We start from the raw sequence: 12,920 nt of genomic DNA, 5'->3' as shown, positions 1-12,920 counted from the left end.
GGATGCCTCTATGAAACAGGTGATTTTGCTGTGCTGCTTCCTTGCCTTTCTATCCGGCTGCGTGCAGACGGTCGCTCCGTGGGAGCGAGGCACACTGGCCAAACCGCAGATGGCGCTGGTGCCTGACGTCCAGCATTCGGCGCTCATGCTGCACACCTATGGTTCCAAGGAGACCTCGTCGGGCGGCTATGGCGTAGGCGGTGGGGGCTGTGGCTGCAACTGAAAGGCTGGCGGCTTTCACGGCGGCGGCCCTGGCGCTGCCGGGCATGGTGGCCGCGCAAGGGCTGGACCTCAACCCGGAAGCGCTGGCCATCGACGGCAGCTATTCGAACTATCAGGAAAGCAAAGGGCGCATGTCGGTGCAAGCGTTCCAGAACGACGCCGCGCTTCAGCTAGGTGATGACGTCAATTTCCGGGTAAACAGCACGCTGGACTTCATCGGCGGCGGCTCGAATCCGATGAACCTCGACCAGATCGGCGGCGCTTCCCCCACTTTCTACTGGGGGAGAAACAACAATTACGGCAGAAAATACGGCGAGCTGGAACTATCCCAGGCCACCCAGGGCCCGCAGCGCGGCCGGCAGGGTGGCATCCACGACCAGCGTCTGGCCATCGACGGTGCCCTGAGCGTGGTGCTGGACGACCTGACCCTGGGCCTGGCCGGCGGCAACTCCAGGGAGTGGGACTATATTTCCAACTTTTTTAACCTGGACGCGCGCTGGAACCTCGACCGGAAAGCGACGACCCTCGCCGCCGGCTTCGGCTATGCCTCCGACACCGTATGGGCCGACGGCGGCAACCAGGGCCGCATCCACCAACAATACACCGACGGCACGGTAATCGGCGGCGACAAGAACACCTACCAGGGGCTGCTGGGCCTGACCCAGGTGCTGGACAAAAACTCGCTGCTCCAGGTCAATCTGACCGTCAGCAATAGCTCAGGCTTCCTGTCCGATCCCTACAAATCCGCCTGGGTGAATGACGTGCCCGCGGTCCGCTCGCCATCTCCCCGTTCCGCGTCGGCTCGGGCCGCTCCGGACATGTCGACGCGTAGCGGTGCCAGCGGTGGGAGCCCCGAGCCGTCGCCGAGTCCCGTTCCCTCGCCCGACCGGCCGGCCGAGGTTCCCGCTACGCCGGTCAACACGTTTTGCCGGCAAAACGTGCCGTTTTCCTTCCAGGCCAATCTTTGCGCCGATACCAGGCCGGGCTCGCGCATTCAGTCCGCGGTGCTGCTGCGCTACGTGCGCAACATCCCGGAGCTCAATGCGGCCGCCCTGCACCTGGACTACCGATTCTATTCGGACAACTGGAACATCGACTCGCACACCTTCGAAGCCGGCTGGCTGCAGCCGCTGCCGTACGAGACGATGCTGACGTTCCGCCTAAGGTATTACACCCAGCGCTCCGCCTATTTCTACCAAACCGTTTACGACCGACCCACCGCCGATGGCCTGTATTCCTCCGACTACCGGCTCGCCAGTTTCGGCGCGGTCGGTGGCGGACTCCAGGTGAACAAGACCTTCTTCGGGATGTTGCAGATCGGCGGTGGGGTGGATCTGTATCAGCGCACCCAAGGCATGGGCTTCATGGGCGGCACCGGCAGTCACGTGGACAATTTCAGTTTCGCCCTGTATTCGGTCAACCTGAATCTCAAATTCTGACGAACCTTTGGACCTGCAGCCCTTCCGTTTCCCATTCCGGGCGATGGGTTCGCCCTGCCACCTGATCCTCTATGCCGAAACCGAAACCGAGGCTCAGGCCGTGGCGAGGGAAGTGATCGGCGAAGTGCAGGTCCTGGAAGCCCGCTACTCGCGCTACCGGCCGGACAGTCTGCTGTCCAGGATCAACGCTCGGGCAGGACGCAAAACCGGGGTAGTGGTCGATGAAGAGATGGCGGCATTGCTCGACTACGCCAAGACCTGCTACGAACAGAGCGGCGGCCTGTTCGACGTGACCTCCGGCATCCTGCGCCAAGCCTGGAATTTCGCGGGCGACCGGCTACCCGAGCCAAGCGAGATCGAAGCCCTACTGGAACGGGTCGGCTGGGACAAACTGCGCTGGGACCGGCCGGTGCTGAAATTCGAGGTGCCCGGCATGGAGCTCGATTTCGGCGGCATCGGCAAAGAATACGCCGCCGACCGGGCGGCAACGCGCTGCCTCGAACGCGGCATCACGGCCGGCGTGGTGAATTTCGGCGGCGACCTGCGGGTGATCGGGCCGCACCCGGACGGTACGGCCTGGGAGGTTGGCATCAACCATCCGCGCGAACCCGGCAAGCTCCTGGCCACCCTCAGCGTTCGCTCCGGCGCGGTCACTACCAGTGGCGACTACGAACGCTGCATCAGCGTGGCTGGCAAACGCTACGGCCATATCCTCGATCCCCGGACCGGCTGGCCCGTGCAAGGGCTGGCCTCGGTCAGCGTGGCCGCCTCTCATGCGCTCATCGCCGGCAGCGCCTGCACCATCGCCATGCTGAAGGCATCTGACGGCCCGGAATGGCTGCGGAGCCTGGGGCTGCCGGCTCTGTGGATGGACTTGGCCGGCCACATCGGGCAACATGAAGCGTCCGCAGGACGGGCTGGGTTCAAAAGGTAAGTCAAAGATCGCTGTCATGCCGTATCGGATTCCGCCTGCCAAGCTCCAGATGGGAGACCGGGCGGACTCCGCGGATGCAGGAACAGCGCCTGAAGTAGAATACGCGCCTTCAGAACTGGCGGACTCTCCCCTCCCATGTGCGAACTGCTGGGCATGAATTGCAACGTGCCGACGGACATTTGCTTCTCTTTCCGCGGCTTCACTCTGCGGGGCGGGCGCACCGGGCACCACACCGACGGCTTCGGTATCGCCTTCTTCGAGGATCGTGGCTGTCGGCTGTTCCTGGACTACCAGCCCTCCGCCGGATCGCCGATCGCCGAACTGATCCGGAACTACCCGATCAAGTCGACCCATGTCATAGCCCACATCCGCAAGGCCACGGTCGGCGGGACTACACTCGCCAACTGCCACCCTTTCCAGCGGGAGATGTGGGGACGGAATTGGATCTTCGCGCACAACGGCAACCTGGAGAACCTGCCGGTCTTGCGCCAGCGCCATTACCGTCCGGTCGGCACCACTGACAGCGAGCGGGCATTCTGCCTGATCCTGGAAACCCTGCGTGACCGTTACGCCGAGCCCCCCGGAAGCGCGGATCTGGCCCGCATGATCCTCGAGGTCACGCGGGATATTGCCGAACACGGCACTTTCAACTACATCCTGTCCGACGGCGATCTCATGTTGGCACACTGCTCCACCCATCTCCACTACATCGTGAGACAGGCACCGTTCAGCCATGCTCACCTGGTCGACGAAGACCTCACGGTGGATTTCGCCGACCTCACCACGCCGGAGGACCGGGTAGCGGTCATCGCCACCCAGCCGCTGACCGACAACGAATCCTGGACCGCCATGGAGCCCGGCGAACTGATCGTGTTCAAAGACGGTGCGCCCGCGGCCTTTCCGACCCGAGACATCGAATGACCCATCGCATCCACATCGTCGGCTGCTCGCCTCGCAGCGGCACGACACTGCTCAACGAACTCATGGTGACCTGCTTCGAGATCGGTGGTTATGCCGAGCACGAACAGAGCATCTACCAGCCCTATGACTACAGCGACGAGATCCTGCTGACCAAGTATCCGCTGCAAACCACCGTGGTCGCCCCATTCCTGGCGGTGGACGCCGACCTGTGGGTGATCTACCTGCTCCGCGACCCAAGGGACGCTATCTCCAGCCGTAGCCACCGCAAGGACACGCAGCGCTATTGGAGCAACCTGGGGCTCTGGCGCGAACTGCACGGTGCGGCTAAGAAACTCATGGACCATCCGCGCTTCATCACCGTCCGTTATGAAGACCTGGTCACCGGCCCCGACGCTGTGCAACGCGAGTTGATGGCGCGCCTACCGTTCCTCAAGCAGCGCCATCCCTTCAGTGAATTCCACCGCCATGCCCGGCCCTCCCGGGATTCGCTCGATGCCTTGGGGAGTCTGCGGCCGATCGACCCCGGCAGCATCGGCAACTGGCGCCAGCACAAGCCGCACTTGGTGGCGCAGATGGCGAAGTACGGCGATCTGTCCGAGCTTCTGATCGAGCTCGGCTACGAGAAGGACAAGAGCTGGCTGGCCGAGCTGGAAGGCGTGACGCCTGATGAGAGCGGCGCTCTGGTGCTGCCGGAGCGGCCCTGGTATTGGCATCTGGGCAAGCGTCTGGACCTTTACTGGCGCGCGGCGGTGTACTGGCTCACTCGACAGCCTGCGCTGACCCCGACACTCTACCAACTGCGCACCCGCCGCCGGCAAAGGAAGTCCGCTCGATGAACGATGCACCTTTGATCTATGTTGCCCGCTGTCGTTTGCACCGCAATGGCGCCAACCTGATCCAGGCGCTGCACGTGGCCGAAAGCTTCGCCCGGATCGGCGTGCCGACCCGGTTATACCTGCCGCCCGCCAAAGGCGTCACCGTCGCAGCGCGTCTGCGCGATTTCGGCATCGACGAAGCCCTGGACCTGCGGCTCGATCCCTGGCTGCACACCCGTTTCGGCCTGTGGCCGTTCTTCGTTCGCAAGTTCGGCGAGCTGCGCCGGGCCCGCGGCATCTTCACCCATAACCTGATGGTCAGCCGCTGGCTGGCACAGTTCGGCCTCAAGCACGTGCTGGAAATCCACGATGCCGACCGCGACCTGATCCAGGGGGGCTGGATGCCCTATGTCATAGGTTACCATCGGCGCCGCATCATCGACTGGCTGGTTCCGGTCAGCCGCGCCGCCGCGCGGGTGCTGATCGAGGCCGGGGCCGAACCGGAACGCGTGCTGGTCGCTCCCAACGCAGTCGACCTGAAAGCCTACGCCGCGCTGTCGAAATTCGACCCCACCCGACTCGATCACCCGACTTTCGTCTATCTGGGAACGCTGGCCGCGGACCGCGGGCTGCACATCTTCGACACCCTGGCACAGCGCGGCATCGGTAAAGCCGTGCTGATCGGCGAGGTCGAACCGGGCTCCGGCTTCGCCATGCCGGCCGGCGTGGAATCCCACCCCTTCGTGCCGCACCACGAGGTGCCCGGCTGGTACGGCCGCAGCGACATCACCCTACTGCCCTATCCGCCGCACTTGGCTACCGCCGATTCCATGAGCCCGATGAAGCTGTTCGAGGCGCTGGCCGCCGGGCGGCCGATCATCGCCAGCGACCTGCCGGTACTGCGGGAGTTGCTGGAGCACGAGAAGACCGCCCTGCTGGTCGACCCCGAAGACGTGGAGGCCTGGATCGCCGCCGTCCGGCGGCTTCAGTCCGACCGCGGACTGGCTGTCCGTCTCGCCCAGGCCGCTGCCGAACGCGCGCGCGGTTTTTCCTGGGAGAACCGGGAAGAGAAGATCGCTCGGGTCTGCGGCTGGCTGTGACGGTCTTTCAGGGAAAGAACGTCTCCAGATGCATCCGGATGCTGTTTTCGACGGTATAGCCCTGCACCGCCTCCCGGAGTACGGCGGGGGGCAAAGGATGATCCAGGGTCGCCGTCATCGCCCCGGCCATCGCCTCCGCATCGCGCATCGGCACCAACGGGCCGAAACGACCGTCCTGCAGGATTTCCCGCGGTCCGCTGCGACAGTCGGTGGCGACTACCGGCGTACCGACCGCCATCGCTTCGATGAGCACGTTCGGGCAACCCTCCCATAGCGAGGACAGCACGAACAGCCCGGACCGCGCCATGTAGGCGTAAGGGTTGGAAACGAAACCGGCCAGCGTGAAGTCCGCTTCGACCCTAAGCTCACGGGCTTGCGCCTCCAGACGTTCCTTCTGACGGCCCTGGCCGAGGATCATCAGTCGGCAAGGGCGGTTGCGCCGCAGCAAGGCGAAAGCTTTGAGCAGTGTCCCGAAATCCTTGGCCCGCCCCAAGCGACCGGCGCCGAGAATCACCGGCGGCTCGCCGGCTGCGAACCAGGGATGGGTGAGGGGTTCCTCCGCCGCCGCCAGCAGTTCACGGGTGATGGTGGGATTCGGCAACACAGCGATGCCGTCACGGGGCAGGTCCAGGAACGTCACCAGATCGTCCGCCACCCCTTCGGAATTGCAGATCACACCATCGCCATGACTGTAGATCCGCCGGAGTCTGCGCCGGTACAGCGAGCGGTTCAGCCGGAACCGGTATTGGTTCGCCAGCCGTACCGACAAGGTCGTGACCATCCGCAGGAAGAAACGGACCCGGTTGTCCCCGAGCTCCTCGCGCACGGCAACCGCGATCCCGTCGTCACGCTCTTCGGTCGTCAACACGACATCCGGCCAATAGGCCCGGATGAAGGCCAGCAGTTCGCGCGCCAGACCCCGGTCGCTGCGGCTTGGCAGCACCACTTGGCGTACCTGCGGATACAATTGCTCAGTGAACAGCTCGTTCGGGCGGTTCACCAGAACGCTGACTTCCATACCAGCCCGTAGGAAACCGTTAGCGAGATTGACGATGTCGCGCGCAACGCCCCCTTCCCCGAAACTCGGGCCGAACAGGACGATGTGACGGGACCCGCTGGCAAGCGTCTGCATGGGAAAATCCGCTTAGCCTTCAGCGGAAGGCGCGGATGATCTCCAGCGCCGCCGGCAGGGCTTCCGTGCCCGCATAAACCGCCAGCGCCAGAAACAGAACACCACTGAGCCGGTGTAACCAGATCAGCGGGATCGTCTGAAGGACTGTCCGCCCAGCCCAGATGCCCAGCACCGAGGTCAGGGCCAGGGCGAACGAAGCCCCGGCCCACACTGCCGAAGGCGGGACCGAAGTACCCAGCCCGGCCACCGCCAGCTGAGTCTTGTCTCCGAACTCCGCGAACAGGATCATGAGGAAAGTCGTGACGAAGACCCCATGTCCGGGTTTTTCCTCGACCGCTTCCCCCTCCGCATCTTCCCGCGCCAGCACCGATTTCAGACCGAATCCCAGGAACAGCAGGGCGACCACACCGGCCACGAGGGGCCGCGGAATCCAGTGGACCAGGGCCGCGCCGAACAGCACGGCCGCCAGATTGAGCAGGCCGAAGGCCGCTGTCGCACCCAGCAGCACCGGCAGGCCGCGGTGACGGGCCGCCAGTGTCATGCACACCAACTGGCTTTTGTCGCCGATCTCGGCGGCGGCGATCAGGGCAAAAGTGGTGAGGGATGCCGTGGCCCATTCCAGGGCACCGGCCGGCAACGACAGTGAGCCGGCCCAATCGGGCAAGCTCCAGGACCAGAAACAGGACATGTCAACTGAACAGATTATCCAGAATCATCATGACGATGAAGCCGACCATGACGGCGAAGGTCGCCACGCGCATTTTGCCGCGGGACTGAGTCTCGGGAATGATGTCGTCGCTGATCACAAACAGCATCGCCCCAGCGGCGAACGCCATGCCCAGCGGCAGCAGCGGGAAAAAGGCCGAGACCATGCCCAGTCCCATGACCCCGCCGAGCGGCTCCACCAGCCCGGTCAGCGTCGCGATCAACACAGCCTGGCGGCGCTGGTAACCCATCCCCACCAGGGGCATGGCAACCGCAAGCCCTTCGGGAATGTTTTGCATGGCCACGGCGATCGCCAGGGTGGCACCGTGGTGCCAGTCACCGCCGCCGAAGCTAACGCCCACCGCCATGCCTTCGGGAAAGTTGTGCAGGGTGATGGCGACGATGAAAAGCCAGATCTTCCGGAGCGAACCGATCAATTCGCCCTTGTCCGCCAGAAACCGCTCATAAGGCAACATACGGTCGGCCGCTTCCAGGAACAGGGCACCGGCCATCATGCCGAACGCCACGGCGAAAATGCCTTTGCCGGGCCAGACCTGATTGCCATGCTGGATGGCCGGCACGATCAGGGAAAACGCCGTCGCCGCCAGCATGACGCCGGCAGCCCCGCCCAACATGATGCACAGGGTACGGTGGGAAACGTCGCGGACGAACAGCGTAGGCAAGGCTCCCACGCCGGTCGCGAGTCCCGCCAGAATGCTGGCGAGAATGCCAGCGGCGATCACCTCGCTAGTGTAGGTGTAGACCAGCGCCAGCACCAGGGTGAGCGATACGACCGCCGAAGCGACCAAGACCAGCCGCTGCATCAGCGGTGGCAGAGCGCGGTACCGCTGTGCCAGGGCCGAGCTGCCGATACGCTCGCTCAGTTGCTTGAAGACAGCCGCCGCCATGTTCCCTCCTGCCTGATGCCGAAAAATAAGGTTAATGCCGGAATGCGGCCACGACGGCCCTGCCCCGGTTTTCATTGGATTATACCTTTATGCCAACACGCTCAACCGGTACGGGCGTTTTCTGGTTAGAATGAAGACCACTGGTTCGATCCTTCCGTCCTTCATGCATATACTCCTCAGTAACGACGACGGCTACGCAGCCCCCGGTCTTCATGCCCTGGCCGCCGCCCTTTCCCCATTAGCCAAGATCACGGTCGTCGCCCCCGAGCGCAACCGCAGCGGCGCCAGCAACTCACTGACGCTCGAGCGGCCCTTGCGTGCCTCCCGTGCCGAAAACGGCTTCATCCGGGTCGACGGTACCCCCACGGACTGCGTGCACCTGGCCATCACCGGGCTACTGGACAGCGAACCGGACATGGTGTTCGCCGGCATCAACCACGGCGCCAACCTGGGTGACGATGTCATCTATTCCGGCACCGTCGCTGCTGCCACCGAAGGGCGTTTTCTCGGCTTGCCGGCCGTGGCGATCTCGCTGGCCGCCCACAACCCGGAGCACTTCGAAACCGCCGCGCAGGTGGCCGTCGAGCTTCTAGATCGCATCCGGGAAAAGCCGTTGCCGGCGGACACCATATTGAACGTCAACGTCCCCGACATTCCCCTGGACGAACTCCGGGGTTATCGGGCCACGCGGCTCGGCGCCCGTCACAAAGCAGAAGCGGTCATCCGCACCCGCGACCCGCGCGGGCGGGAGATTTTCTGGGTGGGCTGCGCCGGTCCCGAGGCCGATGCGGGCCCCGGCACCGATTTCCACGCCATCCGCCAGAACTGTGTGTCGGTCACTCCGCTGCAGATCGATCTCACCCGCTACGAGCGACTCGATCAACTGGGCGCATGGCTGCCGGGCGGAGTCCCCGCATGAACGTCCGCCTGCGGGGCATCGGCATGACGTCGCCGCGCACCCGCGAGCGCATGGTCAACCGCCTGCGGGAACTCGGGATCCGCCACACCAAGGTGCTGGCGGCCATGCGGAACATTCCACGCCATATCTTCGTCGAAGAAGCTTTCGCCAGCCGGGCCTACGAGGACATGGCTCTGCCGATCGGCTTCGGCCAGACCATCTCGCGGCCTTACACGGTCGCCCGCATGACCGAACTGCTGATCGAAGGCGGTCCCTTGCGCCGCGTGCTGGAAGTGGGCACCGGCTCCGGGTACCAGACCGCCGTCCTGGCCCAGCTGGTCGGCACCGTCTATTCGGTGGAACGAGTCCAGGCTCTGCAGGAGCGCGCCATCCGCAGCCTGGGCGACCTGAACCTCCGGAACGTGCGCCTGAAACACGGTGACGGCCAACTGGGGTGGCGCGAATCCGGCCCCTTCGACGGAATCATCGTGACCGCCGCACCGCCGCGCCTGCCAGACGCGCTGCTGGACCAGCTCAATCCCGGCGGCGTGCTGGTCGCACCGGTCGGCGTGGACCGGGAACAGATGCTCGAACGCGTCGTGCGCACCGACGCAGGCTACGACAGCCGCTCCGTGGAGCCGGCCGTGTTCGTTCCCCTGCTGGCCGGCACGGTGTGACGGCATGGCCGGCCCGTACCTCGACACCCTGTTCCGGCCCCGCAGCGTTGCCGTGTTCGGAGCCAGCGAACGGCCCGATTCGGTGGGATTCCGCCTCTTCGGCAATCTGCTTGAAGGCGGCTTCCGCGGCCCGGTCCACCCCATCAATCCCAAGTACGAAAAAATCCTGGGTCAGCGTTGCTACAAGTCGCTGAGCGAGGTCGATGGCACCGTCGATCTCGCCCTGATCGCCACCCCGGCACCGACTGTCCCCGGAATCCTGAGGGAATGCGGCGAACAAAACGTTCGCACCGCGATCGTGTTCTCGGCAGGTTTCGGCGACGGTGATGGCCAAGGCCGCCGCCTGTCCCAGGCCTTACTTACTGAGGCCGGAAATCAAGGCATAAGGCTGCTCGGGCCGAACTGCCTCGGACTGATGCGGCCCAGCCTGAACCTCAACGCCACCTTCAGCAACAACGTCGCCCTCCCGGGCGGGCTCGCCCTGGTCTCCCAATCGGGGGCCCTGTGCACGGCGATTGTCGACTGGGCCAGCGCCCACCGCATCGGTTTTTCTGTCGTCGCCTCCATCGGTTCGGCTTACGATCTCGATTTTGGCGACATACTGGATTACCTGGCGCTGGATCAGGAAACCCGCAGCATCCTGCTTTATGTGGAGGGCATCCGCGACGCCCGCCGCTTCATGAGCGGCTTGCGGGCGGCAGCCCGGCTCAAACCCGTCATCGTCATCAAGGCCGGCCGCTACGCCGAAGGCTGCCGGGCCGCTATCTCCCACACTGGTGCCTTGGTGGGCGCCGATGACGTGTTCGATGCGGCGTTGAAACGGGCCGGCGTGGTCCGCGCCAAAACGATCGAGCAGTTGTTCGCCGCCGCCCAGTTGCTGGCGAGTGCCCACCCCGTACAGGGGGAGCGTCTGGCCATCGTCACCAATGCTGGAGGACCCGGGGTGATGGCAACCGATGCGGCGGTCGAACGCGGGCTGCACCTGGCGGAGCTGTCCGAGACCACGCTGCAACGCCTCGACCAGGTGCTACCGGCATTCTGGTCACATGGTAATCCCGTCGACATCCTTGGTGACGCCACACCGGAGCGCTATGCCGCCGCAGTCGAGGCCTGCCTGGCCGATCCCGGGATAGACGGCCTCTTGGTGATGCTCACGCCGCAGGCCATGACTGATCCTACCGGCGCGGCGAAACGGACGCTGGAAGCCATCGGGAATTCGACAAAGCCGGTCCTGGCCTGCTGGCTCGGCGAAACCCAGGTCCGAGAGGGCCGGACTCTATTCACCGACCATGGCATCCCCTCCTTTCCCAACCCGGAAAGCGCCACCCAAGCCTTCAGCTTCCTCGCCGAACATCATCGCAACCAGCAGATGCTGCTGCAGGTGCCCGGTCCCCTGACCGAACTCGAACCGCCTGACATCGCCGGAGCCCACCTGATCGTGGAAGGTGCACTGGGAGACAAGCGCAGCCTGCTTTCCCCGCTGGAAACACGGGCCATCCTCGGCGCTTTCCGCATCCCCATGTTGCCGGCCATCCCCGCCCATTCCCCCAATGAAGCGCTGGCCGCTGCGGAGTGCCTGGGGTTTCCGGTCGTTCTGAAAATACTCTCACCCGACATCACCCACAAATCCGACGTAGACGGAGTGATGCTCAACGTGACCCATGCCGAATCGGTCCGGCAGGCCTACAACGAGCTGCTGACGCGCGTCGGCCGGCGCAGACCGGACGCCCGTATCGAAGGGGTTTCGGTGGAAAAAATGTACACCGGGCGCAATGGGCGCGAACTGCTGGTGGGCGTGATCGACGATCCTGTGTTTGGCCCTGTGATCGGCTTCGGCGCCGGCGGCACGGCGGTGGAGATCAGCCGCGACCGGGCGATCGGCCTGCCTCCGGTCAATGCCCACATCGCCCGCACCCTGATCGGCCAGACCCGCATCTCCGTCGCCCTTGGCGCTTTCCGCAACCTGCCGCCGGTGCAGATGGAATCGCTGGTCCAGACACTGCAACGGGTCTCGGAAATGGTGTGCGAGCTACCGCAGATCCGCGAGATGGACATCAATCCGCTGATGGCCGACGAAACCGGCGTTTATGCACTCGATGCCCGGATCGTGGCGCGCCACCCGCCGCCCGGACGCCGGCGCTACGATCACATGGCGATCCATCCCTATCCCGCACAATGGGTCAGCCGGTTCCAGCTCAACGACGGGACGATAGTTACCATCCGACCGATACGGCCCGAGGATGCGGCGATGGAACAGGCGTTCGTCCGCGGACTGTCGGAGGAAGCCAAGTATTTCCGCTTCATGCAGTCGGTCCAGGAATTGAGCCATGAAATGCTGGTACGCCTGACCCAGCTCGATTACCACCGGGAACTCGCACTGATCGCGACCGTCGACACCAAGGAAGGGGAGACCGAGGTGGCGGTCGCGCGCTTTTTCAGCAATCCGGGCGGAGAGACCGCCGAGTTCGCCATCGTCGTCGCTGACGCCTGGCAGCGCCGCGGCATCGGCACCCGCCTCATGGCCATGCTGTGCGATGCGGCACGCGAAAAAGGAATACAAAAGCTGCAAGGCGAAGTGCTGGCGGGCAATGGCAAAATGCTACACTTCGTGGAAGCGCTGGGCTTCTCGGCAACCGCAGCGGCCGAGGATGCTTCGATCGTGCAGGTGTTCCGAAACCTGTGACGCCGAATCACCCTGCGCAGCCGGCCGAGGAACGGCCGCATCCTCACCGGGTTTCCGATCTCATCCCCCGGAAAACCCTGGCAGCCTACCTGGCACGCATCGAAAGCCACCGGAGGCTGCTGGAAACCATACGGCATCTGCTGCCACCGCCTCTGGCCGCCCGTTGCCGGGACTGTGTGGCGGCAAGCGACACCTTGGTGGTCTATGCCGAATCCGCGGCCTGGGCATCGCAACTGCGCTTCTACCTGCCCCGGATCATCAACGAGCTGGCGCAAGACGGCCACGGACGGTTCCGCCACGGCAAGGTCCGGACCTTGCCCCTGACCCTGGCCGCACCGCACGTCCCCGCCCCCCGGCCGAACCTGCACCGCCCTCGCCCGACGACGATCGCCGCACTCGATGCGGCGGCGCGGGCCAGCGAAGGTGAAATCGGCGCCGCCCTCGCCCGCCTGTGCGACACCCTGCGGCGGCTGCCGCGTTGAACGG

The 12,920-nt window shown here is 64.8% G+C and carries 13 protein-coding genes; 10 read left to right on the top strand and 3 right to left on the bottom strand.

Translation table 11 applies throughout. The annotated features are described in order from the left end of the window. Positions 1-10 precede the first annotated feature (10 nt). From N4J17_RS07860 to N4J17_RS07835, 6 genes are all read left to right on the top strand, one after another. On the top strand, positions 11-223 hold the full coding sequence (locus N4J17_RS07860; RefSeq protein ID WP_198322768.1) for a DUF4266 domain-containing protein: 213 nt from the start codon (positions 11-13) through the stop codon (positions 221-223). Beyond that, complete coding sequence (locus N4J17_RS07855) at positions 210-1,661, top strand: DUF3570 domain-containing protein (RefSeq protein WP_198322767.1); 1,452 nt, start codon at positions 210-212, stop codon at positions 1,659-1,661. The genes N4J17_RS07860 and N4J17_RS07855 overlap by 14 nt, the downstream gene beginning before the upstream one ends. 7 nt (positions 1,662-1,668) lie before the next feature. Next, a complete protein-coding gene (locus N4J17_RS07850) occupies positions 1,669-2,595 on the top strand; it encodes an FAD:protein FMN transferase (protein WP_198322766.1) in 927 nt (308 codons plus the stop codon). 135 nt (positions 2,596-2,730) lie between these two features. Then, positions 2,731-3,516: a class II glutamine amidotransferase gene (locus tag N4J17_RS07845; protein WP_198322765.1), complete on the top strand. Its 786-nt coding sequence runs from the start codon at positions 2,731-2,733 to the stop codon at positions 3,514-3,516. Beyond that, positions 3,513-4,352, top strand: coding sequence for a sulfotransferase (locus N4J17_RS07840; RefSeq protein ID WP_198322764.1), 840 nt, complete (start codon positions 3,513-3,515; stop codon positions 4,350-4,352). The genes N4J17_RS07845 and N4J17_RS07840 overlap by 4 nt, the downstream gene beginning before the upstream one ends. Next, complete coding sequence (locus tag N4J17_RS07835) at positions 4,349-5,431, top strand: glycosyltransferase family 4 protein (RefSeq protein ID WP_198322763.1); 1,083 nt, start codon at positions 4,349-4,351, stop codon at positions 5,429-5,431. Before N4J17_RS07840 ends, N4J17_RS07835 begins: the two co-directional genes overlap by 4 nt. 7 nt (positions 5,432-5,438) lie before the next feature. Here the strand turns inward: N4J17_RS07835 and N4J17_RS07830 are convergent, their stop codons facing one another. Genes N4J17_RS07830 through N4J17_RS07820 form a run of 3 tightly spaced genes read right to left on the bottom strand, consistent with a single transcriptional unit; the run spans position 5,439 to position 8,176 of the window. Then, positions 5,439-6,563, bottom strand: coding sequence for a glycosyltransferase (locus N4J17_RS07830; RefSeq protein ID WP_198322762.1), 1,125 nt, complete (start codon positions 6,561-6,563; stop codon positions 5,439-5,441). A gap of 19 nt (positions 6,564-6,582) precedes the next feature. Further along, positions 6,583-7,251, bottom strand: a complete 669-nt coding sequence (locus N4J17_RS07825) for a TMEM165/GDT1 family protein (protein ID WP_198322761.1) — start codon at positions 7,249-7,251, stop codon at positions 6,583-6,585. A gap of 1 nt (position 7,252) precedes the next feature. Beyond that, on the bottom strand, positions 7,253-8,176 hold the full coding sequence (locus N4J17_RS07820) for a ZIP family metal transporter (RefSeq protein ID WP_198322760.1): 924 nt from the start codon (positions 8,174-8,176) through the stop codon (positions 7,253-7,255). Between the two features lie 163 nt (positions 8,177-8,339). Between N4J17_RS07820 and surE the strand changes: the two genes are divergently transcribed. The 4 genes from surE to N4J17_RS07800 are packed head-to-tail and all read left to right on the top strand — an operon-like array spanning position 8,340 to position 12,916. Then, positions 8,340-9,095 carry a 5'/3'-nucleotidase SurE gene (gene surE, locus N4J17_RS07815; protein WP_198322759.1) on the top strand — a complete coding sequence of 252 codons (756 nt, stop codon included), beginning with the start codon at positions 8,340-8,342 and terminating at the stop codon, positions 9,093-9,095. Next, positions 9,092-9,751 (top strand): protein-L-isoaspartate(D-aspartate) O-methyltransferase, encoded by a 660-nt coding sequence (locus N4J17_RS07810; protein WP_198322758.1) that lies wholly within the window; start codon positions 9,092-9,094, stop codon positions 9,749-9,751. Before surE ends, N4J17_RS07810 begins: the two co-directional genes overlap by 4 nt. Positions 9,752-9,755: 4 nt before the next feature. After that, positions 9,756-12,434: a bifunctional acetate--CoA ligase family protein/GNAT family N-acetyltransferase gene (locus N4J17_RS07805; protein WP_198322757.1), complete on the top strand. Its 2,679-nt coding sequence runs from the start codon at positions 9,756-9,758 to the stop codon at positions 12,432-12,434. After that, entirely contained in the window at positions 12,431-12,916 is a 486-nt protein-coding gene (locus tag N4J17_RS07800) for a DUF721 domain-containing protein (RefSeq protein WP_198322756.1), read from the top strand. Before N4J17_RS07805 ends, N4J17_RS07800 begins: the two co-directional genes overlap by 4 nt. The last annotated feature ends 4 nt before the right edge of the window (positions 12,917-12,920 follow it).

This window comes from Methylococcus capsulatus, from assembly GCF_036864975.1.
In the GTDB taxonomy this organism is placed as follows: domain Bacteria; phylum Pseudomonadota; class Gammaproteobacteria; order Methylococcales; family Methylococcaceae; genus Methylococcus.
Note: the sequence above shows the minus strand (reverse complement) of the source record. Positions and strands in the feature narration are given on the sequence as shown.